Annotated in this window: 23 protein-coding genes and 1 tRNA gene; 12 read left to right on the top strand and 12 right to left on the bottom strand. The window is 34.2% G+C overall.

Annotated elements, in window-relative coordinates; all coding sequences use genetic code 11:
• Positions 1–812: 812 nt before the first annotated feature.
• The 8 genes from ACFSSE_RS11730 to ACFSSE_RS11695 all read right to left on the bottom strand — a co-directional run bounded on the left by ACFSSE_RS11730 (position 813) and on the right by ACFSSE_RS11695 (position 11,723).
• Positions 813–3,128 carry a glycosyltransferase gene (locus ACFSSE_RS11730; RefSeq protein WP_379042480.1) on the bottom strand — a complete coding sequence of 772 codons (2,316 nt, stop codon included), beginning with the start codon at positions 3,126–3,128 and terminating at the stop codon, positions 813–815.
• Complete coding sequence (locus ACFSSE_RS11725) at positions 3,118–4,164, bottom strand: glycoside hydrolase family 130 protein (RefSeq protein ID WP_379042483.1); 1,047 nt, start codon at positions 4,162–4,164, stop codon at positions 3,118–3,120. The genes ACFSSE_RS11730 and ACFSSE_RS11725 overlap by 11 nt, the downstream gene beginning before the upstream one ends.
• A gap of 188 nt (positions 4,165–4,352) precedes the next feature.
• A complete protein-coding gene (locus ACFSSE_RS11720) occupies positions 4,353–6,845 on the bottom strand; it encodes a cation-translocating P-type ATPase (RefSeq protein ID WP_379042486.1) in 2,493 nt (830 codons plus the stop codon).
• Between the two features lie 33 nt (positions 6,846–6,878).
• Positions 6,879–8,477 carry a L,D-transpeptidase family protein gene (locus tag ACFSSE_RS11715; protein WP_379100924.1) on the bottom strand — a complete coding sequence of 533 codons (1,599 nt, stop codon included), beginning with the start codon at positions 8,475–8,477 and terminating at the stop codon, positions 6,879–6,881.
• 30 nt (positions 8,478–8,507) lie between these two features.
• Positions 8,508–8,942 carry a hypothetical protein gene (locus tag ACFSSE_RS11710; protein WP_379042492.1) on the bottom strand — a complete coding sequence of 145 codons (435 nt, stop codon included), beginning with the start codon at positions 8,940–8,942 and terminating at the stop codon, positions 8,508–8,510.
• Between the two features lie 822 nt (positions 8,943–9,764).
• Entirely contained in the window at positions 9,765–10,214 is a 450-nt protein-coding gene (locus tag ACFSSE_RS11705; protein ID WP_379100921.1) for a helix-turn-helix transcriptional regulator, read from the bottom strand.
• A gap of 50 nt (positions 10,215–10,264) precedes the next feature.
• Positions 10,265–11,362, bottom strand: coding sequence for a Fic family protein (locus ACFSSE_RS11700; RefSeq protein WP_379042504.1), 1,098 nt, complete (start codon positions 11,360–11,362; stop codon positions 10,265–10,267).
• 287 nt (positions 11,363–11,649) lie between these two features.
• Positions 11,650–11,723 (bottom strand) — tRNA-Pro (locus ACFSSE_RS11695).
• A gap of 249 nt (positions 11,724–11,972) precedes the next feature.
• Here ACFSSE_RS11695 and ACFSSE_RS11690 point away from each other — a divergent pair.
• Complete coding sequence (locus ACFSSE_RS11690) at positions 11,973–12,701, top strand: (Fe-S)-binding protein (RefSeq protein WP_379042507.1); 729 nt, start codon at positions 11,973–11,975, stop codon at positions 12,699–12,701.
• 22 nt (positions 12,702–12,723) lie between these two features.
• Here ACFSSE_RS11690 and ACFSSE_RS11685 read toward each other — a convergent pair whose 3' ends face one another.
• A complete protein-coding gene (locus ACFSSE_RS11685) occupies positions 12,724–13,878 on the bottom strand; it encodes an App1 family protein (protein ID WP_379042510.1) in 1,155 nt (384 codons plus the stop codon).
• Positions 13,879–14,349: 471 nt separating this feature from the next.
• A complete protein-coding gene (locus ACFSSE_RS11680) occupies positions 14,350–14,649 on the bottom strand; it encodes a helix-turn-helix domain-containing protein (protein ID WP_379042513.1) in 300 nt (99 codons plus the stop codon).
• Between the two features lie 143 nt (positions 14,650–14,792).
• On the opposite strand from ACFSSE_RS11680, the gene ACFSSE_RS11675 reads away from it, so the two are divergent.
• The 11 genes from ACFSSE_RS11675 to ACFSSE_RS11620 all read left to right on the top strand — a co-directional run bounded on the left by ACFSSE_RS11675 (position 14,793) and on the right by ACFSSE_RS11620 (position 21,340).
• Positions 14,793–14,966 carry a hypothetical protein gene (locus tag ACFSSE_RS11675; RefSeq protein WP_379100918.1) on the top strand — a complete coding sequence of 58 codons (174 nt, stop codon included), beginning with the start codon at positions 14,793–14,795 and terminating at the stop codon, positions 14,964–14,966.
• A gap of 347 nt (positions 14,967–15,313) precedes the next feature.
• Positions 15,314–15,886 carry a hypothetical protein gene (locus ACFSSE_RS11665; protein WP_379042519.1) on the top strand — a complete coding sequence of 191 codons (573 nt, stop codon included), beginning with the start codon at positions 15,314–15,316 and terminating at the stop codon, positions 15,884–15,886.
• Positions 15,887–15,907: 21 nt separating this feature from the next.
• Complete coding sequence (locus ACFSSE_RS11660; RefSeq protein ID WP_379042522.1) at positions 15,908–16,387, top strand: DUF5675 family protein; 480 nt, start codon at positions 15,908–15,910, stop codon at positions 16,385–16,387.
• Positions 16,377–16,655 (top strand): hypothetical protein, encoded by a 279-nt coding sequence (locus ACFSSE_RS11655; protein WP_379042525.1) that lies wholly within the window; start codon positions 16,377–16,379, stop codon positions 16,653–16,655. Before ACFSSE_RS11660 ends, ACFSSE_RS11655 begins: the two co-directional genes overlap by 11 nt.
• The gene (locus ACFSSE_RS11650; RefSeq protein ID WP_379042528.1) at positions 16,639–16,875 is read left to right on the top strand and encodes a hypothetical protein; all 237 of its coding nucleotides are present in this window, start codon (positions 16,639–16,641) and stop codon (positions 16,873–16,875) included. Before ACFSSE_RS11655 ends, ACFSSE_RS11650 begins: the two co-directional genes overlap by 17 nt.
• A 346-nt stretch (positions 16,876–17,221) precedes the next feature.
• On the top strand, positions 17,222–19,147 hold the full coding sequence (gene thrS / locus ACFSSE_RS11645; protein ID WP_379042531.1) for a threonine--tRNA ligase: 1,926 nt from the start codon (positions 17,222–17,224) through the stop codon (positions 19,145–19,147).
• Positions 19,148–19,180: 33 nt separating this feature from the next.
• Positions 19,181–19,723 carry a translation initiation factor IF-3 gene (infC, locus tag ACFSSE_RS11640; protein ID WP_379042555.1) on the top strand — a complete coding sequence of 181 codons (543 nt, stop codon included), beginning with the start codon at positions 19,181–19,183 and terminating at the stop codon, positions 19,721–19,723.
• Positions 19,724–19,753: 30 nt separating this feature from the next.
• A complete protein-coding gene (rpmI, locus tag ACFSSE_RS11635; RefSeq protein WP_379042534.1) occupies positions 19,754–19,954 on the top strand; it encodes a 50S ribosomal protein L35 in 201 nt (66 codons plus the stop codon).
• A 77-nt stretch (positions 19,955–20,031) separates the two neighbouring features.
• Entirely contained in the window at positions 20,032–20,376 is a 345-nt protein-coding gene (gene rplT / locus ACFSSE_RS11630) for a 50S ribosomal protein L20 (protein ID WP_379042537.1), read from the top strand.
• A gap of 124 nt (positions 20,377–20,500) precedes the next feature.
• Complete coding sequence (locus tag ACFSSE_RS11625) at positions 20,501–21,010, top strand: YdeI/OmpD-associated family protein (RefSeq protein WP_379042540.1); 510 nt, start codon at positions 20,501–20,503, stop codon at positions 21,008–21,010.
• A 3-nt stretch (positions 21,011–21,013) separates the two neighbouring features.
• Positions 21,014–21,340, top strand: coding sequence for a Rieske (2Fe-2S) protein (locus ACFSSE_RS11620; protein ID WP_379042543.1), 327 nt, complete (start codon positions 21,014–21,016; stop codon positions 21,338–21,340).
• Positions 21,341–21,432: 92 nt separating this feature from the next.
• On the opposite strand, the gene ACFSSE_RS11615 is transcribed toward ACFSSE_RS11620, so the two are convergent.
• Together ACFSSE_RS11615 and ACFSSE_RS11610 are read right to left on the bottom strand one after the other, a co-directional pair.
• Positions 21,433–22,356 carry a hypothetical protein gene (locus ACFSSE_RS11615; protein ID WP_379042546.1) on the bottom strand — a complete coding sequence of 308 codons (924 nt, stop codon included), beginning with the start codon at positions 22,354–22,356 and terminating at the stop codon, positions 21,433–21,435.
• A gap of 208 nt (positions 22,357–22,564) precedes the next feature.
• Entirely contained in the window at positions 22,565–22,810 is a 246-nt protein-coding gene (locus ACFSSE_RS11610) for a hypothetical protein (RefSeq protein ID WP_379042549.1), read from the bottom strand.
• Between the last annotated feature and the right edge of the window lie 262 nt (positions 22,811–23,072).

Raw genomic sequence — 23,072 nt, 5'->3', positions numbered from 1 at the left:
GAAAAAATAAATTCTCTGGTGATTTGATCAAATGAATCAATAACATAGCCATAAGTTAAAATAGTGACAACAATCACATATACTTTAATTAGGTTTAAGAGTTTAACGATAACAACTGGGAATTGATTATATATTGGTAGATACTGGTAATTGGTTCTCAGGAAAAAATTGCTGATAGCGCCATATTTGATAAAAGAGGTAGCATGGAATGATTCTTCAGTATTGGTTAAGGCTGCGGAAGCGCAAGTAAAAACAGCCCAGACTATAATCCGGATAAAGATGTGAGCGAAAGCTATAAAGCTAATCTTCAAAACTATTACGGTAACTTAATTACCCACTAAAAACAACAACAAAGCCATTTATTAGGTGGCTTTGTTTGATTTAGAGAAAGGCTTCACTACAAAGTGAAATTGTTACTCAGATAAATCATCGCCATGCAAAAAATCTTTTTGGCTTTGGGTCAAACATATAACAATAGATACTTTAGAAAACCTCAACTGAAAGCTAGAAAGTGCAAAAGATGAAGTATATGGTGAAAGCTATGAAGGCAATGGCGACATCTTTATATTGCATAATATGAAGCAGCAGTAGAGCCTCTCTTGGAGATAATAACCACACTGTAACTTTGGGCATTAAACCAAACAAATGAGGAAGACATAAAAGATAACTTACAATTATTGGAAAAGCATTTCGTAGAATTTATGAGAGAGAAATGTGCGTGATTTATTGTTTTTAATTTTGGCTTAGTTTCCGATTAATAAAATCGTTGATTATGATTAAATCAACGATTTTTTTTTAGATTTTCCTTATATCTAAATGCTATAAAGGGATTCGTTATATGTTTCAATAACATCTTTATCACTTAACCCAAATTCTTGATGATCAAATAACCTCACCTTTTTTTCTGCTAACCTTAACTTCTCTAAAGTTAACCTAGCCATTAAGTAACTCACAGTTGACTCTGCCCCTTGATTAAGGTTTACATTATGTTCTTCCAAACCATCATAACAACCTCCAGTACAAGGGTTATATATAATTTGGTTTAAATGATTGTTGCCTAAAAACCAATCAAAAGAAAGTGTAATTTTCTTTCTATAATCCTCATCATTAAACTCTTGGTAAAACTTTTTTAATGCCATAATTGTGTAAGCAATATCTATAGGCTGTTCGCCACCTACTTTGCGGTTTATTTGGCTACTGTCTTTATATAACCAGCCTTGGTTAGAAATTACTTTAATTCTGCTTTTAGTAAATGTTTTGGAAATCAAAAAGTCGAAAGATTTTTTTGCAATATTTTTGTAAACTGGGTCGCCCACCACTAACCAAGCACATAACATGGCCTCAGGGATAATGCTATTACCATAGGTAAGGTATCTTTCGTACCAATGCCAATTTTCTTTATCTTCATGCCTATACATTTGTACCAACCTATCGGCAAATTCTTTAATAACGTAAATATGCAGCGCCAATTGGTTTTTGCCGTAGGCATAATATAAGCCCTTAATAATAAATGCCATAGCTCTGGTAGAGTGAATTTTATTTACCCCCGACATTGATTTTTGTAAAACCATATCGGCATCCTTTCTCAAGTCTTCTGGTAACAAATCTCCAATAGAGATGAGGTGTCCTAATGCCCAAATTGCTCTTCCGTTTGAATCTTCTAAATTTACCTCCTCATTTTGCGAGGTAAATTTTGTTTCTTCATCTATATAGTTAAGGAAATCTCCTTCAGCTTGCTGGCAGTATTTTATAAAGTTAAAATAGATACGAATGTACTTTAGATCGGCCTCATCATGGCTCAACTCAAAATGTTGACACATAGCAACCATTGCCCGGGCATTATCATCTAAAGTATAGCCCGTTTTAATATCTGGTTGGTTAATTTTAGAAAACTGTATCATACCGAAAGGAGTAGTTAACTTCTGGATATGATCTAAATTAATATCCGGAATCTTGTAATGAAGTGACAGTTTTCCGTTTTCTATTTGCTCAAATAATAGCGCATGCGCAATTGCCGAGTTTTCCCAAGCGGTAGATGCCATTAGGTGTAAACCTTTAGATCCTATTTCTAACCTTAAGTTTTCATCATCTAATAAGCTAATGACCGCATTACTTAACATATCTGCATTTTCAAATTCAATGATGATTCCTGCGTCATCTTCTAATACCTCAATGGCATGTGGAATAGGTGTTGAAACTACTGGGCAACCGCAGCTAATTGCATAAGAAAATGTTCCACTTACTGCCTGGTTAGGGTCTTTTGAGGTAAATAAATAAACATCTGTAAGTTGTAAATACTCCAATAAAATGGGTAGTGGTAAAAAGTAATTAATAAATTCTACATGGTTTTTAAGCTTAAGTTCATCTACAATGGTCTCTAAAGAATTTCTGTATTTTTCACCTTCTACTTTTTTTACCAATGGGTGGGTTTTACCAATAATTAAGAATAAAACATTTGGATATTTCTTGATGATTTGTGGTAAGGCCTTTAAAGTAGTTTCAATGTTTTTACCAGAGCTTAATAGCCCGAAAGTGGACAACACCATTTTACCACTGTACTTATAGTTTTCTTTTAAAGACTGCTTTTTTGAGTGCGGTACCAAGTGTGTGCCATGAGCAATAACGTTGATTTTGTTTTTAGGAATTCCGTAATCTTTAATAAGAATAGATGCTGATGTATTAGTCATCACCACTATGCTTTGGGATGCGCTTGCTAATTGTTTTACTCTTAGCTTAAAACTTGCATTGGGCTGCGGAAGTACAGTATGAAAAACAAGTATAATAGGTTTTTTTACAGCCTCCAAAAACGCTATAAAATTGCTTTCTGTTTTTTCAAAAAGCCCAAATTCATGCTGTATTAAAACTATTTTTACAGCATCATTTTGTTGTATTTCTTTAGCTAATTTTCCGTAGGCTTCCGCTTTATCTGTATTTAAAGTATATTTTACCTCATCAGAATAAGAATGTTTTTCATGATCAGATTCTAGCGCACAAATTTGCAACCTAAATGATTTCTCAAACTTATTGTTTAAGGCTTTTACTAAATCTTGCGAATAAGTTGCGATACCACATTCTCTTGGTGGAAATGTTGTTAAGACCAAAATTTCTGGTAAGGTGTTAGTTGTCATAATGTTTTTTGTTAAGCATTAGTTCTTCTACCAATGCTGAAATTTTTACTGATGCACAAGCAATTTGCTCATCAGCAGCACCGTAGTAAATATAAATGGTATCATCAATTACTACCGTACCCGTTGGGAAGCAAACGTTGTTTACTTCACCATTCATTTCCCATTCTAAATCAGGTTTAAAAAGTGGATAAGGCAAGCGGGCAATTTCTATCAAAGGGTTGTTTAAATCAAGTAATGCTGCTGCTGCAGTATATACATAACCGTTAACGGTGTCATACACGGCATGGTAAATAAGCAGCCAGCCCTGTTTTGTTTCTATTGGCGGGCAACCTCCTCCTATATAACTTATCTCATGCTTGCAACTTGGTGAAAGCACAATATGTTCTTCTAAATGAAGAAAGTAATGCTGCCAGAAAGAGGGCGTAAGTTCATCTAAACTAGTAAAAGAAGCTAATTGAATATCGGGTTTAATACGATGCAGAAAAAATAATTTGCCATTAATCTTTCTCGGAAAAAATACTAGATTTTTATCCCATATCAATGCTTTTCGCCCTTTTCCTGCCACATGATATGTTTGATTATTGTAACGAAGGTATTTTGCGTTGAGCACTCCTTTAGCTTCTGTAAGGTGCTTAAACTCCTCATAAGCTATCTGTGGAACTATTATTCCTAGTTTCTCAAAATGTTTTAAATCTTTAGAAACGGCAAGTGCACCCAAAGCATTTTTACCATCATAAGCCGTATAAGTGAGGTAGAACAAATCATCTATTTTTACAATCCTAGGATCCTCAATACCATGCGATTCATAATCGAACTGAGGAAATAAGATAGGCATGTCATATTGCTCTTCAATATTTAAAGGGTCTTTTAATTTGCAATAGCCTATGGTAGAATAATTGTTTTTACCTACAGCCCTATAAAATAAATAGATATGCTCATTGTGTTTTATAACAGCAGGATTTAATACGCCATCACACTCAAAACCAATGTTTCTTTTACTAAGCAAGACGCCATGCTTTTTAACTTCTATCATCATTGAATTCGGATTTTGATAATCATCACTTTAATAGCAATTATATCAGTTTATCAATAGATAGTAAAGTTGAGCTATTATAAGTGGTTAGTATTACACAACATTAGGAATAAGTTACATTATTCACACCTTAGCAATGTTAAATTAAATAGGTTATTTCTTTGCATTTAGCCGCTATTTCTTTCAAAGGTTTATCTTTTCAAAGGTTTAATTTTTAAGAGTTCGAACCAAATAACAGATATAAAACCTACGCCTATACAGTAAAGTAACTGTGAGAGATGAAGCGTTTGAAATTCAAAGAACCTTGTAAAAGGCGGGAAGAATAGTAATGCTGCTGTTATGCCCACAGTAAGCGCAATAATAAATAAGAGCAGGTTATTTTTATAATGAATGGTGGTAAATATCGAATAATAAAAAGATCGGTTTACAAGCGTTAAAAAAATATTTGCTGCTATTAAAACAGTAAATACCATGGTTCTTGTTTGTGCTTCATTAAACAATTGATAAACAGAATATTGGTAAATAAATAAAGTTCCTGCTGTAATTGCTATACCTTGGATGATACTGATTGCTAATTCTTTCCAATTGAAAAAAGTGGTGCTAAAAGGTCGGGGTTTTTGCAGCATGGTATTTTTTTCCATGGGTTCATTTTCATAAATGATAGAACAGGTTGGTCCCATAATCAGTTCCAAAAAGATGATATGTACTGGTGAAAATATATTAGGATAAATCCATCCTAAAGCTAAGGGGATAGATACGGTTAATACAATAGGGATGTGGATGGAAATAATGTATTGTATGGCTTTTTTCAAATTAGTATAAATGCGCCTGCCCATGGCAACTGCATCAACCATTTTTGATAAGTCATCCTCCAATAAAATTAAAGATGCAGCTTGTTTAGCTAATTCCGTTCCTTTTTTACCCATTGCAACACCAATATGTGCCGCCTTAAGTGCAGGGCCGTCGTTAACGCCATCGCCTGTCATGGCTACTATTTCTTGTTGGGCCTTCAATGCATTGATGATTTTTAATTTGGCTTCGGGAAACATACGGGTAAAAATGCTGGTTTCTTTCACGCATTTATTCAATGCTGCTTCATCCATTTTCATCAGGTCTTCGCCGTTAATACATTTATCTGCATTTTTAAAACCAATTTGATGAGCGATGGCAGCAGTGGTTAGTTCATTATCTCCGGTAACAATTTTCACTGCAATGCCGGCTTGATAAAAGTCTTGTAATACTTTATTGATGTTTTCTTTAGGAGGATCGTAAAAAGCAACTAAACCTTTAAATGCGAATTTGAACTCCTGTTGGGTGGCAGGAAAATCGATACCTTTAAATAAAGATTCGGCTACGCCAAGCACTCTGTATCCTTCTTTAGCTAACTGTTTGATGGCATCGTTAATTTGTTTTTTTTCATCTTCATTTAGTGTACTTACGGCGATGATAGCTTCTGGAGCACCCTTTGTTGCAATAATTCTTTCTCCATTTTCATTTTCAAATAAATGGGTCATCATAGGCGGCTTTCCAGATAGGGGATACTCATGAATCATTTTATATGACTTCCTTTCTTCATTTTCCGCAGATTGCGAATAAGCTGTGTGCAAAGCAATCTCCATCGGGTCAAATGGAATAGGTTCGCTTGCCCACATCGCCATTCTTATCAATGCTTTATCAGGCTGTTCTAATTCATCTGTATTTTTAATTTGATTGGTCTCCAACACAAAAAGCTTAGCCAAAGCCATTTTGTTTTGAGTGATGGTTCCAGTTTTATCCGTACAAATTACCGAAGCGCTACCCAACGTTTCAACGGTTTTCATCTGCTTAACCACAATTCCCAATTTCATTAATCGCCAAGAACCTAAAGCCATAAAAGTGGTGAAAGCTACCGGGATTTCTTCTGGCAGAATGCTCATGGCCAACGTTAATGCTTTGAGTAAGCTGTCTAAGATATTTTTAGAATTGAAGTAATTAATTCCCCAAACAACTAAGAAAACGATGGCGCCAACAATCACCATTTTTTTAACAAAATTGTTTATTTGTAGTTCTAAAGGTGTTTTCTCTTCGGTTATTTTATCCAAGCTTTCGCCGATTTTTCCTAACCTAGTTTGGTTGCCAATTGCTGTAATGGTAGCAATGGCCAAACCACTGGCAACTGTTGTACCATGAAAAATTAAATGATCTGTTGAGGATTTATCTTTGTAAACCGATAAAGATTCGCCGGTAAGAATACTTTCGTTTACTGAAAAATCGTTAGAATGAACAATGATGCCATCTGCTGTGATGGACGTTCCTTCCTCAACCATTAGGCTATCACCAACTACTAAGTCTTCACTTTTTATTTCTATAATTTTTCCGTTTCTAATTACTTTACATTTCGGTTGCGAATAGTCTTTCAGTTTTTCGAGCGCATTTCGGCTTCTGGAGTCTTGGTATAGCGAAATTCCTGCTACTAATACAATTGCTGCGGCCAAAAAAATACCATCGCCAGGTTGCCCACTAATAAAGTAAATACCAGAGGTAACCAGCAACAAAATCACCATGGGTTCTTTTGCCAATCCTTTTAAGGCATCAATAAATCCGTTTTCCTTTTTAAACGATAAACTGTTGGCGCCATGTTTTAACCTAGACTCATTTACGGCTTCGTTATTTAGTCCTTGTACGTCAAAATTGTTTAGTTCCATTTGGCTTATCAATTAATATGGGTAAAGCTATTTTTAGTCTTTCTTTGAATCTTCTAAAAGCATATCCGCTAAATTTTCATCCAAATCATAAATATCTTTTCTGAAATTCAACTTTTCATCTTGCCCAACAAATGCAGTAAAATAAGCAATAAACACAGGTACTTTATTCTTTAAAGTTACATAAGTTTCACCTCCGCTTTTCATGGCCGAATTTATTTTTTCAGGTGTCCAAGCGGCATCATTACGGAGTAGGAAATTAGCGAGTTTTATGGGTTCTTCCACTCGGATGCAACCATGGCTAAAAGCTCTGGAAGTTTCTCCAAACAATGATTTAGCTGGAGTATCGTGTAGGTAAGTGTTATAGCTATTTGGAAAAAGAAATTTCACCAACCCTAAAGAATTATTGGCACCAGGTTTTTGTCGTATAATGGGTAAACCATTTTTATAACCAGTAATTTCCATATCATGGGTAGCTATATAATCAGAATTGCTTCTGATATTTTGAAGTATTTCATTTCTCACAATACTTTCGGGGATATTCCAATAAGGTCTAAAAACCACATATTTTACTTCACCATAAAACACCGTAGTGGGATGGCTGCTTTGCCCAACCACCACATTACAACTCCATAAAAGGGTATCGGCATGAAAAACATGTAACTTAAAATCTGGAATATTAACAGCAAGCACATCTTTAAAGGCAGCAACAGGCAACCACCTGTTTCTTTCCATATTTACAATAATTTGCCTAATCCTACTTCTTAAAGGAATGTTTAGTGTATGTATAGTTTCGGGGCCTATTTTACCATCAATACTTAAACCATTTCTCTTTTGAAAACCTTTAATAGCTTTAAAAAGCCCTTCATCAAAAACTGCATTGGTAGTATCTCCTTTATAATCTTCTAATAAATAAAGTCTGCCTTTAATTTCAGTAATTGTTTTGGAAGTATCTCCTTGATTTAGTGTCGCAGAAACTTTAATGGTATTCCAATTAGATAAGCGATCTAAGGCTTTATATTTTTTCAGATAATCTTTCAATAAAGCGTATTGCCTATAAACCGGTTCCTTAGTGTTTAAGTCTTTGTATTTTAAGAGACTATCCAAATAATACTCATAATTTACTTTTTTACGTGGGAGATGCCATTTCAAAGATTCGCTCACAGATTGATCCATTCCTTCCCAACTAAGTTTAGAAAATGCGAAATATTGAGCAGTGAGCATCAGCTCCAGTAAAATGTTTGGCTTCTTCTGATATTCAGTTACCGAATAAAATAAGGAATCTAAATCCTTGCGATAAGGAATAGTTTCATAAATCCCTTCCTCTTCTAAATTGATGATTCTATTATATAAGTTGCCGGCTTGTTCTATTGTTTTTCCGTTTTCAAACCATGCATAATTATACGCTCTACCGCTATAAAATGTATAAACATCCTTTTTTACCTCATTAATTTGAGGATAAATGTTAAAAAAATGTTCAATTTCTAGACTATCAAATGCAAGTTCTGTTTGTTTGCTAAAACTCCCTTTTATACTCTGATCCCAATTTTCCTGCACATCATATCCTGATTTTTCTTTTACCACAGGCTGTCCGCAACCAATTAATGTAAAACTGCTTAACAAAAGAGTAAGCATATAGCATATTCTTGGATTCCTCATCAGAAATTAGTTGCTAAGCAAATGGCCTTTATGCTCATCTTCAAATACTTTTTCGGTTAAAACATATAAGTTTTTACGCACTACTTTCTCTTCTGCAAATAAGGCTTTTATAGTTTTGATAATTTGCGCATTATCATTCAATAAATCTATCCCATTTGTTTTTAACTCATCTTTAATTAATGATTCTAAATCGTGTTGATGTTTAATAATGAGCGTTTTAAGTGCTTGTCTTTTTTCATTGAGTTCGGTTAGACTTTTATTAACGGGATGAAGTTCTCCAATCTTGTTTTCTTGGACAGACAAAGTAATCACCTTATCAAACAATTTCCTAAAAAAGCGCATTTCGTCTTCCAGAAATAAAATTTCAGAAAACCACTCCTTGTTTTCAAGGTAAAGTTCCTGCAATTCAGCAGATAATTGTTTTTGTTCTGTAGTTTCCATAATTTTTATTTAATTGTTTATTAAGTGATTTAAATGGGCAGCTGATAGATTTTAAGCCCTCTTTTTTTTCTATTAGCATTCAATTTCCTTAAGATTGAGTGATTTACTTATCAATAATTTTGAAATTCTTTTTGATAAAAATAACAGCTTATCATCGTCCCATTCTAAAGCGGCATACCAGTCACCTTAGCCAATTCTTTTGATTTTATTTACACCTTCATATTAAATCACTTATAAATTTGAAGGTTTAACCGGTTTTGTTGCTTTGTTTCTTAGTTTAATTTTTCCTTAAACGGAATGGTGAATTGGATATATTAAGATTTATAAGATTTTCCCACGTATATAAATTTAGGTGAAATGCAAAAGATAAAGAATGACGAAGGTCACAGCTTTTTATGCGCTTTCTCGTAAATATTTTTTTTAATTAATGTGTTTTAGGATATGGAGATAACAAATGGGATTGGGCTCTATTGATTAGAGATATATACTTTTGAGCCGTAGATTATGATTTACTAAGATAGACTGTTAAAAAAAAGAAAACCCTCTAAATTATGACATTTAGAGGGTTTTGCATTCATTTAGACTGAGTCTCAGTCGGGATGGCAGGACGTTTAAATCCTTCCGCAAATATTTATATATCAATAAGTTAAATGAGTATTACGATAACTACTCACTGTTTTACTCACATTAAGTTTAGTATCTATTGATTCAAATTTAGTGATTGTATTTTGAAGATGCAATTTTAATTAGCATTAGATTTTCCAATTGCATTTTCAATAAAGATTGATCTTTGTTCTTCAAAAGCATTTCAGGATCATCTATTTAGATTACCTCTTCCACTTTTTCTATACCGTAAAATCTAATCATCTCGTTTTTTTCGTCTTCATTTCCTCGCTCAAACACTCTTTTTATAACGGCTCTAAATTGCTTACTCCAATTTATTTTCTCGATGTCAGTATCCCAAAAAAGAGCGCTTCTAAGTAGGGAGAGATTTGGTCTAGCTTCGTTCTCTAGCTTTAATTTTTCTTTCTCTATCTCATAATAAGCCTGCAAAACAAGCATGGTTCCTTCTTCGAGTTCCAGCGCTCTATCTATTTTTAGAGACAAGGCTGGCGTAATACCACGTCTTCCTTTTGTGATTTCATTTAAGGTCTGTGGGTATTCTTTTAAAGAGAGTGCAAACGGCGCTTTTTTAAGCTTTCTTTTCTTCAGCTCTCTTTCTAATACCAACCCCGGGTGTATGCCTTTATATTTATCAATTGAGATTTGCACATCTAAAAATAAACAAATTTGTTTAGATTTAATAGAGTTACAAATTTGACTTACAAAGCCAATTGATACCTTACAGAACGTCCAGCGCCTTCCAAAGTAAAAACACCCAGTTCATTAAGTTGCTGTAAATCTCTTGTTGCAGTTGCCTTGGAGGTTTTGGTGATTGCTATATATTTTTTCGCCGTCATTCCACCTAAAAAGCCTGCTATACCTTCTTCTAGCATTCTATTGATTACTTTTAGTTGGCGCTCATTAAGCTGGTTCTTGTAACGGTCAAAGAACTTCGCTTTTTTCAAGGTAAACTGGACGAGTTCTTTGGCATCCCTTTGAGCTTCTAAAATGACTTGGGAGAAATAATTAACCCATTCTGTGATTTCCAAACTTCTTTGCGCAGTTTTCAGTTCCTCATAATAGCGTTTTCTGTCCTTTTCAATCGTTTTTGACAAAGAAAGCAAAACAGGCGCACCTAACGTTTGACTGAGTGCGAATTCTGCCAAAGCTCTTCCAATCCGTCCGTTTCCATCTTCAAATGGATGTATAGATTCAAAATGGAAGTGCGCAATTGCAGATTTTAATAATGCATTAGAAACGTTGTCCTTAACAGGCATTTCAGGATTTTTATACCATACAATAAACTTCTCCATCTCCGCAGGAACAATAGCCGATGGAGGTGCTTCATAATTCACCACCTCTCTTCCGTATGCTCCAGAAACAATCTGCATCGGTTCTTCTCCACGTCGCCACAAACCGGGATTCACTTTCTGGTTATGTTCCATCAGGATCTGGTGCCAGTGACATAATAAATCCAACGTCAATGGAACGGCTGTTTTTTGGTTTATCTCCACCATTAACTTTGCGACACCCGATGCCCGCTTATCTTTAACAGCTGCATTTTTATGGATACCAAGATTGTTTTTAATGGACGACATCACATCTTCTCTGCTCATGTATTCGCCTTCGATTTCGGAGGTTTTTATGGCCTCTTCAATCAGCATTTCCAATAAGGTTTCCTGTTTGAGTTCTTCATCCAAACCGGTCATCAATCCGTTTACCGCCCCATATTCCTGAGCAAAAGCCACGGAGATTTCCTGTAGCTTCTCTTTCGAGTAACTGAAATGAGGCCAGTTTTTGAATTGCCAGTTATACATATTGAGCCGATTAATTTAGTAATTGGCTCAAATATAATAAACTTATTGAGCCGATTAGAAGAATTAATCGGCTCATAAATTATCTTTTTTAAAAAGACTTCATCATAGGGTTTTGAACACCAATACAGTAAATATTATATATGGAGTTCTTCTTATTCAGACTCTTCAAAATTTACATCCACCTGAATTACCGCTTGATTCAATATTTGATTGATATGATTAGAAATAAAAAACCCTCTAAATTATGACATTTAGAGGGTTTTGCATTCATTTAGACTGAGTCTCAGTCGGGATGGCAGGATTCGAACCTGCGGCCTCCTGCTCCCAAAGCAGGCGCGATACCGGGCTACGCTACATCCCGATTATTCGATGTTGGGAGTGCAAATGTAGCCTTTTTATTAATAGCTCCAAATTTATTTTTACAAAAAAGTGCCTTCAAAGTTGATAGTGGTTTTAAAATTCTGATTTAAAGCTTTTTAAATTTTATATTATTTTTTAAAAATCAAACTTTAAATTAATAAATGGGATTAATATGAAATAGCATCGGTTTTTATAAGATTTTAAACTAACATTTTTTTACTTTTGGTTTTTATCCGCTCAATATAGTTATATGAATGTAGAATTGTTTATTCCTTGTTTTGTTGATCAACTTTATCCGGAAACAGCAAAAAACACCTTAAAAGTATTAGAGAAGGCAGGATGTAAGGTGATTTATAATGCAGAACAAACTTGTTGTGGGCAACCTGCTTACAATGCAGGTTTTTGGGATGAAGCAAAAGAAGTAGGAACTAAATTTTTGAACGATTTTTCAGAGCAGAATTACATCGTTTCTCCTTCAGCTTCTTGTACTGGGATGGTAAAGAATTCGTATAACGATTTGTTTTTTAATACCGCAATTCATAATAAATGTAGAAATATACAGGGGCATATTTATGAGCTTTCGGAGTTTTTAGTTCATGTTGCAAAGAAGGATTATTTTGGTGCTGAACTTTTAGGTAAGGCTGTTTACCATGACTCTTGCAGTGCTTTAAGAGAATGTAAAATTAAAGAAGAACCTAGGTTGTTGCTTTCTAAAGTTTTAGGTTTAGAACTTGTAGAGATGAAAGATAATGAAGTTTGTTGTGGATTTGGAGGGACATTTGCTGTTAAGTTTGATGGAATTTCTGCAGCGATGGCCGAACAGAAAGTGATGAATGCAATTGATACTGGTGCTGAATATATAATTTCTACAGATGCTTCTTGCTTATTACAATTACAAAGTTATATAAATGAACAAAAATTACCTGTTAAAACTATGCACTTAGCAGATGTTTTAGCTACAGGTTGGGGGAATGTATAAATATTAATATAAATTTTCAACATCATATCATCTCATCTTCTACCTTTCCGGGCAATTCTCCGGTATCTTGTTTTTTATCTTCATTAACGGCTTCAATTGCTTCGGAAAATATAAAACCTTTTTTGGCAGCGTGTATTGATGCCAATTGTGCATCTTTAGATAAAATAATTTCAATACCTAATTCCGCAGCTTTTGCAGTTTGATTTAAAACCTTTTCCTCGGTTTTCTTTAACTCCAGATCTCTTATGTAGATGGCTAAAATTCTTTCAGGAAATTTAAGCGCAATTTCTGTATAGATATAAATATCTTGTTGGCCGCTATCGCCAATTAAAATGAAATTTAGGTTGGGGTATGTTTCTAATATATTAACAATTTCTTTGGTTTTATGCTCCATGTGGCCACTGCTAAAAAACTTATTGTCTTGCAAACCAAAGTCGCGGAGTAGTAAAGGGCCTTCGGGTATTTTATTTAGGTCTAAAAATTCTTTTAATAAATCGTAAGTATTCCATGGACTGCTTGAAACGTAAAAGAATGGATTGTTTTGTTTGCCTTTTTTGCCTAACATTAAAGCTTGGTAAAATGCAGCAACACCTGCAAAAGGCAGGCGAGAATGCGCATTGTTTAGGAAAACTGTTTTTGCCATCGCCAAAATTTTTGTCGCTGATGTTTTTATCACCGTATCATCAATGTCGCTAATTACGCCAAATTCTGCATCAACAGGCGGAACCATTACTTCTGCAATAAAATTATCTTTCGTAAAAGGAATAGGAGCTTCTATGATTTTTAAAGAAACTAAATGATAAAGCTTTGTTTCTGTTGGAATATGTTTAGGCTTAAAAACAAGTTTAAAGTATCCTTCATCATCACTAATAACCTGATGTTTTTCTCCGTGATAATCAATTTGAATGGTTACGCCAGGCACTTCATCACTCTGAAACCGTTTATACATATTGGCTAAATTTGTTATTAAGCTTTCTTTGCTTTCGGCTGGTTTTATCAATTTGTTTTCTAACACTCTACCTATAATGTATAGGTAATCTTTTCTGCCATAGCTTCTGTAAGGCATTATGATTACAGGAGAGTTCCATTTTAATTTTTTGCGGATTTTAAATGTTAAATCATCTACAAATTTTTCTATACCTATTGTGCTTTCTATTAGTAATTTTTTCCAATTCATAAGCTAAGTTTAAAGCTTTTTCTAAAAAAAATGAAGAGCTACTTCATATCAGTATTTACTTACCGTGTTCATTTTACGAAATGCAAAAACAATGCCTTGGTATATCTAATTACCTTAATTGGAATAATAAATAGGTTCTATCTAATGAAAATCTGTTTTCTTCTGTTCTTTCATAATGGAAAGAACCAAACCATTTTTTTGTTGCACAGGTGCTTTTCCAAAGGGCGTGGCACATCAAAAAAGAAGGAGCGCTGATTTACCGCTCCAAAAGTATTTTACAAATAAATGCGGGCGGAATAGAAATCCTTTTTATTTTTAAATTCGACATGCGCTCCGCTAACATGGCGAACAGCCGGATAGTATGGTTTAAACTATAAAATATGATGTATTAATAAAGTTAAGGGATATTTGAAGACAAAATTATCCTATACTCATCTTATACTTATCTTATACTTATCCTATACTCATCAATTATGCTGCATTTGAAAATTTTGATTTTGCCATATACTTTCGGAATTTGATTTTAACTAAGGAAAAAAGTTTAGCTAAAATATTGAGGTTAACTATGTTTCCTTGTTTTGATTCGGGAAGTAAGGCGGTAATTTCCACCTTTAAAATTTCTGCGACTTCAAAAAGTCTTTGAACGGTTATTTCTACCTGTTCACTTTCCATTTTAGAGTAAGTGCTTTGGGAGATACTGAGCATAAACGCCATGTATTCTTGACTGTAACCTTTGATGACGCGTTGAATTCTGATTTTTTCACCAGTCATAAGTAGATAGTTTAATGTTAACAAAATATTAATTTTTTGTTAACTAAGCAAATAATTTTTTATTCATTTATCGAATAGAAGTTTCAATGCATAATTTTTCTCTTTATATCCTCTTTAATGTTGAAGAGCTAAACTGTAAGGATATGGAAAAATTAGAAAACGAACAAATGGAGAAGATTTTTGTTGGAAAAGGCCAATGTGGCAAAGCTGTTGCTTTGGGAGCATTATTTGGTGGATTATTTGGTGGAATTGGATCGGTTGCAGGAGGGCTTATTGCAGCTACAGGGCCAGAATGTTTAGCATGGTGGGATATTTAATTTTTTGCCAGGTTATAGATAGCTGGTGAAAGCCAGCTATCTTATTATAAGTGCAATTAACAAACCTTCTGAGGCCGGACTGGCTGGGTGGCTCTGCTGTGGTTGGTTGGTTGGTTGGTTGGTTGGTTGGTTGGTTGGTTGGTTGGTTGGTTGGTTGGTTGGTTGGTTGGTTGGTTGGTTGGTTGGTTGGTTGGTTCAATTGGGGTTAATTTAGTTCAAAGTGTTTCAAGTTGTTTCAGAGGGTTTTAAAGGTTGTTTTTTGATTGGTTTGCTGCATACATTTGAATTGACAAAGCAAGCCTGCCGGCAGTGGAGCTTCAATTTTTAATCTTTAAAAAATATAAAAAATGGCAGAATCAAAAGACAATGTAGTCACTTATGGATTAAGGGGCTTAGTAGGAAAAATGTTGGTTTTTAAAAGAAGGGGTGATAGAACCTTTGTTTCTAGTAGACCGAGTTTGGATAAGAATAGAATTGCTACAGCAGCACAATTAGCAATTCAAGAAAAGTTTAAATTGGCTATAATTTATGCCAAGGGTGCAATTATAGACCCGGTGTTGAAAGCTGATTATGAATTATCAGCAACGGGAAATCAATCTGCATTTAATAGGGCATTTATGGACGCACAGGCGGCACCGGAATTTATAGGGCAAGCAACCACAAATGGTTATTTAGGTGTAGTAGGGGATGTTGTGAGTGCAAAAGTAATAGATGATTTTAGGGTTGTAGAAGTTAAAGTAGTGATTGAAGCGGACAACGGAGATTTAATAGAAGAAGGGAACGCGATATTAAGTGCGGACCAAGTGAAATGGAATTACACTACTTCAATTGCAAATTCCCAAGTCACTGGGACTAAAATCATTTTCAAAGCTTATGATTTGCCTGGTAACGAAACCGTTTTGGAAACAGTAATAAACTAATTTATTTTAAAATTTAAGATTATGAAAAAAGTTAGGAATATCAGGGTGTCATCTGGCTTAAACAGCACCTTGAGCCATTTATATATTGAAAACCGTTTTATATGCTATTTGTTGGAGGATAAAATTAGTAAAGTTAAGGAGGCAGGATTGACCTGCATACCATCTGGTGTTTATGAACTTCAATTTAATGTTACCGCTTCGATGAATGCGTTGTATAGACCACGATTTCCAAAAACACATCAAGGCATGATTGAGATTTCTGGTATTCCTAATTTTAAGAGTGTATTTTTCCATATTGGCAATACGATAAAAGACACTAAAGGGTGCCCATTGACGGGACATTATTGGGCTTTAACTGCAAAAGAGTATCAAGTACACCAATCAACTTTGGCATACGAGTATGCTTATTTGGCTTTGAGCACTTTGCTTTTGAAACAAGGAAGAACAAAAATAGAGGTGATTGACGAAACTGATTTAAAAGGAGGGTATTATGGAATTTAGTGTCAATATTACTCTTTTGATAGGAAGTTTGTTGTCTATCATGTTATCTGTTATTGCTTGGTTTATTAGGCAGCTGCACCATGATTTTAAGTGTATGCAGAAAGAGGTGAGTTCTTTAAGTCATACTGCTCATTTGATACAAGCAGAATCAAAATCGGCTAATGAGTTGATTAAATTAAAAATTAGCTTTTTAGAATGGCGAATGGAAGGATACGGAAGCCCTAAAAATAGTCTGACTAAACAAGAAAAAAATGAAAACAACAGTTAAAAGCCTGAGTGTTAGAAAGCGTTTAAGCTCGCCATCACCTAATTTTTTTGAACGCATTAAAATAGCTGGGTTATTATTAGGAGGTATTGGTACAGCCTTGTTGGCGAGCCCTATTGTTTTGCCTGCATTAATCACTTCCATTGCTGGGTATTTGGCTACCGCTGGTTTGGTTGCCAGTGCAGTTGCTGCAGTTACGATAGAAGAAAAGGCGGTGAAGTAATTTATTGATTTTATATGTAGAGGCTGTTTTGATAAAAAGCAGCCTTTTTTTGTGGGATTATTTGCATTAACGATTGCAGCGGCATCCTTTTTGGCTTTCCTTCGACTCCGCTCAGGATGACAGCCAAAAAGATATAGCGGAAAGCGTGTTAAAATGCCCAGAATTTGTTAATTATTATAATTTAACCTTTATCAATAGAACTTTTAGCCGTTCTTAATGCTTGTATTGAATAGAACAATTTTTAACATTTTCTATCAAATTTCTTTTACCTTTGCACCTCACAAAAACACTCATTTGTATGAGTGTATTATTAACAAAATTTTACAACCTATAAATCATATTGTAGATGATTAAAATTACACTTCCCAATGGTTCAACTAGGGAATATGAAAAAGGGGTTAATGCCCATCAAATTGCACTTTCAATTTCGGAAGGTTTAGCAAGAAATGTTTTAGCAGCAGTAGTGGATGGCAAAGTAGTAGATTCTTGTATGGCTATTGATGCTGATGCTAGTGTTAAATTATTAACATGGAATGATGTTGATGGCAAATCAACTTTTTGGCATTCATCTGCCCATTTGCTGGCAGAAGCTTTAGAAGCTTTATACCCAGGTACAAAATTTGGAATTGGCCCAGCCATAGAAACTGGTTTTTATTACGATGTTGACTTTGGCGATAGGGAGTTTTCTTCTGATGATTTTAAGAAAATTGAAGATAAATTTTTAGAGCTTGCCCGTACAAAAGCAGAATTTAAAAAAGAAGCTATTTCAAAGGCGGATGCTATAAAATACTTTGAAGAAAAAGGCGACGAGTATAAATTAGATTTAATTAAAGATTTAGAAGATGGTAAAATTACGTTTTATACCCAAGGTAAATTTACTGATTTATGTCGTGGGCCACATATACCAAACACCAGTTTTATAAAAGCCATTAAGCTGATGAATGTTGCTGGTGCTTATTGGAGGGGTGATGAAAGCAGAAAACAATTAACTCGTATTTATGGAGTAACTTTTCCAAAACAAAGTGAGTTGACAGAGTACCTTCACATGATTGAGGAAGCTAAAAAACGTGATCACCGTAAACTAGGTAAGGAGTTAGAACTTTTTACTTTTTCTGAAAAAGTGGGGATGGGTTTGCCGTTATGGTTGCCAAAGGGAACAGCTTTGAGAGAAAGATTGGTTAGTTTTTTGGCTAAAGCACAACAAAAAGCTGGATACGAGCAAGTGATTACTCCGCATATTGGACATAAAGACTTGTATGTTACCTCTGGGCATTATGATAAATATGGAGCAGATTCTTTTCAGCCTATAAAAACACCACATGAAGGTGAGGAGTTTTTCTTAAAACCCATGAATTGCCCTCACCATTGCGAGATTTATAAATTTAAACCACGTTCTTACAAAGATTTACCTATTAGGTTAGCCGAGTTTGGAACTGTTTACAGATATGAGCAAAGTGGCGAGTTGCATGGTTTAACCAGAGTAAGAGGATTTACGCAAGATGATGCGCATTTGTTTTGTAGGCCAGACCAAGTTAAAGAAGAGTTTAAAAAAGTAATTGATTTGGTATTGTATGTTTTTAAGGCTTTAGGTTTTGAAAACTATACTGCTCAAGTTTCATTAAGAGATTCAGATAATAAATCAAAATACATAGGTTCTGATGAAAATTGGGATTTGGCAGAATCTGCCATTATTGAAGCTGCTGCCGAGAAAAATTTAACTACTGTAGTTGAAACTGGAGAAGCTGCTTTTTATGGTCCTAAGTTAGACTTTATGGTAAAAGATGCTTTAGGTAGAAAATGGCAATTAGGAACCATCCAAGTTGATTATAATTTACCAGAAAGATTTGAATTAGAATATACAGGAAGTGATAATCAAAAACACCGTCCAGTAATGATTCATAGAGCTCCATTTGGTTCTTTAGAGCGTTTTGTAGCGGTATTGATAGAACATTGTGCAGGTAATTTTCCTTTATGGTTAACCCCAGAACAGTTTATAGTTTTGCCTATTTCTGAAAAATATGAAGAATATGGAAAAAAAGTTTTAGAATCACTTAATAATTCCGATATTCGCGGTCTGATTGACTTTCGCGACGAGAAAATTGGGCGTAAAATTAGGGATGCTGAAGTTAAAAAGATTCCTTTTATGTTGATTATTGGAGAGAAAGAGATGGAAGATGGTACGGTTTCTGTAAGAAAACATGGGGAAGGTGACCAAGGGAGTATGAGTATTGAAGAGTTTAGCAGTCATCTTCAAAAACAAATTTTAGTTTAAATTTAAAAATGGAGGACAATCATTAGACCTAAAATAAATCCAAATAGGAGCAGAAGAATAACAGAACCAGCGCATAATATTAATAAACGTATTAGAGCTAGGGAAGTTAGGGTAGTAGGCGAGGATATTGAGCAAGGAGTTTACCCAATAGAAAAAGCGTTGGCAATGGCAGAAGAGATGGATCTTGACTTAGTTGAGATTTCACCAAATGCTAATCCACCGGTTTGTAAAATTGTTGATTACAACAAGTTTGTTTACGAGCAAAAGAAAAAGCTTAAAGAAATTAAAGCTAATGCGAAACAAACGGTAATAAAGGAAATTAGGTTTGGTCCTAATACCAATGATCACGATTTTCAATTCAAATTGAAACATGCGGTTTCTTTTTTAGAGAACGGAGAGAAAGTAAGAGCTTACGTTCACTTTAAAGGAAGAGCTATCGTTTATAAGGAGCAAGGAGAAATTTTATTATTAAAATTTGCCCAAGCTTTAGAAGACGTAGGAAAAGTAGAACTATTACCTAAATTAGAAGGTAAACGTATGTTCTTAACAGTAGCGCCTAAAACGGGAAAAAATTAATATACACAGGTTAAATTAAAAAGCATTATTATGCCAAAAATGAAAACCAATTCTAGTGCAAAAAAGCGTTTTTCGCTTACTGGAACAGGTAAAATCAAAAAGAAGGGTGCTTATAAAAGTCACATCTTAACAAAAAAATCGACTAAGCAAAAACGTAACTTAACGCAAACCAGCTATGTATCTGATGGTGATACTGGAAACGTTAAACGTATGCTTTGCATCGGTAAATAACTAAATTATTAACCAGGGATTGGGTTTAAGTTTTCCGCAAGGTAGCGGATTCACCTCTTACCAAAAACAATTAAATTATGCCACGTTCGGTTAACGCAGTAGCGTCGAGAAGAAGAAGAAAAAAAATCATGAACCTAGCCAAAGGCTATTGGGGTTCAAGAAGCAAGGTTTATACCGTTGCGAAAAATACTGTTGAAAAGGGTTTACAATACGCTTTCAGAGATAGAAAAGTAAAGAAAAGAGAATTTAGAGGATTATGGATACAACGTATTAACGCTGCAACGCGTGAGCATGGAATGTCTTACTCTCAATTTATTGGAAAAGTAGCTGCTAAAAATATTGGTTTAAACAGAAAAGTTTTAGCTGATTTAGCAATGAACGATCCACAAGCTTTTGCAGCTATTGTTGATGCAGTTAAGTAAGTAAACAAAACACCGTTTTAGAATTAAAAAGGAGCTTATTTATAGGCTCCTTTTTTGTTTAGTAGTTTTTGGATTTTCTAATGATGATTTCTGTATTTAAAAATTTATCATTTATATTTAAAGTATGATGCAATTGAATTTAATGATTGAGCAATTTGACCAGAAGGGAGAAAAAACGGGTTGGACTTACTTAGCACTTGTTGCAGATGTTGCTCATGAATTGAAACCAGATTGTAAAGTTGGCTTTAGGGTAAAAGGTAAAATTGACGCTGTGGAGTTTAGCGGCATAGCTTTATGCCCAATGAGTGAGGGTGATTTTATTTTGCCCTTAAAAAAGGAAATTCAACAGAAAATAGGTAAAAGAAAAGGTGCTATAGTAAGTTTAACGATAGAAGAAGACAAAGACTTTAAATATGAAATTCCAGATGACTTAGAAAATTGGTTACATGATGTTGAAGGAACCATTAACCAATTTTACAGTATGGCAAAATCTCATCAGAATTATTTTATAAGGTGGATTAATGAAGCTAAAACTGAAGTTACCCGAGTAAAAAGGTTGACCCAGACTGTGGATGCGATGGCGAAAAAGATGGATTATGGAGAAATGATTAGATACCATAAAGTTAATAAATAGGGGATGTTAGAATGGTTATCTATTGCTAAAGGTGATTTGTTGGATGTAGAAATTCAATTGATCGAGATTGCTAGTAAAAAGCTGTGTTTGATTAAAACAGATGATTGTTATTATGCTACCGCAACAAAATGCCCTCACGCTGGTGCAGATTTATCTAAAGGTTGGTGCGAAAAGGGGTATTTGGTTTGCCCCATTCACAGGTTTCAATACCGTTTAGAAAATGGGAGAGGGGCAGAAGGGCAAGGCGATTATTTGCCTGTATATCCTGTAAAAGATGAGGGTGATTTTTTAATAATTGGGATAAAAAAAAGCTGGTTTAAGTTTTGGTGATCTAAATCCTCTAGGTTAAATAATTTTGTTTAGATACCAAAAATTAGCACCATAAGCAATTTAAAGAATATAGTGCTATAATTTTATTATGATTATTTCATCAATTGTAGCTCTTTCCTTTTAGCTTCATCAACTACGCTATTCTGATTCCAATAAGGTTCTATTAAAGTCTTTTTTAATTTAGCTTCTGTAATTAATCCGCTTCCGTCATCTTCTGTAAAAGAAAGTATTTTGTAAGGGAAAGCTTTTTCAACATCAATAGTGATTTTTCTTTCTATACTTGGGTAATTAATAGTGTAATTTATTACTGTTTCTGATTCTGTTTTGCTGATTTTAGCTTTGTTCACTTTTAATTCTTTGTGGGCCAAACGACTATAAAGCGTAGAAAAAATAATATCAATTTCCCCCAATGGCAACTGCCCGTTATTAATACGGATGCGTGTCATCAACTCATCTTCTAACATGGCTTTAGGGATATTTTTTTCAATATCACCTTCAGATTCAAAATAAGAAAACTGTTGATATTGGTAATTTTTTCCTTTTAGATTGAGTTGAGTATAAGTTTGTCCGCACCACTCTTGTATGCTCATATTAGATTTTAATGTATTTGGATAATTGTAAAAATCTATAGGTGTAAAAGTTGAACTTAAAACAGAATAATCATAGATGCCTGTATTGAATTTTCTGATGTTGTTCAATTTCATTACAGAAATATTGTCTTTTCCGGCATCATCAGGGTTGTCTAATTTAACTTGTTTGCTGATTGAAAAAGGTTCTGTTACAAAAACCAATACCACTTCTCCATCACGCATTTCTCCGTAGCGAGATTGTTTTAATTCGTAACTATTTAACTCAGCTTTACCGTTATACCAATAATCACTAAACTGTTTTGTTGTTGCCGCTGCCTCTTTCTGATTTATTGGAGCTGTTTGGTTGATAGATTTATTTTTATTTTGTTGGCAGGCTAGAAGTGGGATGGAGATGAGCAAGCAAAATGCTTTTAATAGTTGTTTCATAGAACTAATTTTAATGTGTTTTTATTACTACAAATAACAATTATAAAAGTTTGACTGTTTAATCATATTTTTTTCAAATTGTAAATCTGAAAAATAGTTTATATCACCTCATGATAAAAATACTTGGATAAATATTGTTTAGTGCTTCAAGAAATTTATGTTGTGCTATTAGTTTTTATAGTGCCATTTTTAAAAGCATGGTTTAAGGTTAAAATTTCCCATCTTTTCTGGTGCTTTCTTCAAAGTCGAAACCTTGTAGATAAGAAATTCTCCATAGGTCGTTCTCTTTTTTTACTCTGCATTTATAGGAAAATTCTTTCCAGCTGGCGTCCATGTTAGGTTCAAGCTTACCCCATTTCCAAGTTACTTCTCCATTTTCATTGTTCACAATATCTATTTCAATAAAGTTGTAAGGGTTAGGATTGTCGTAAGGAACATCTTGAACATAGTCCAAGGGTCAACGACATTTGCGAAAATAAATGTTGGCAAATCTCCAATTAACCATTGATCGTATTTACCAATTTTAAGACCTTTATCAAGAGTCAATATTATTTGGTCGTAATTTTCGATAAATTCTGTTGCGAAGAAATTTGTCTTTTGAAGCTTGTATAGGTTTTGCTTGTGTTTTTGAAGATTGAAACCTATATAAATTCATAACTGTCCGAACAAATAATATACAAAAAAGGCCTGTATAATTCTAATTTTGAGTTGCGAAA

The organism is Pedobacter alpinus (assembly GCF_042684645.1).
Classification (GTDB): domain Bacteria; phylum Bacteroidota; class Bacteroidia; order Sphingobacteriales; family Sphingobacteriaceae; genus Pseudopedobacter; species Pseudopedobacter alpinus.
This window is presented reverse-complemented; position numbering and strand designations above follow the sequence as displayed.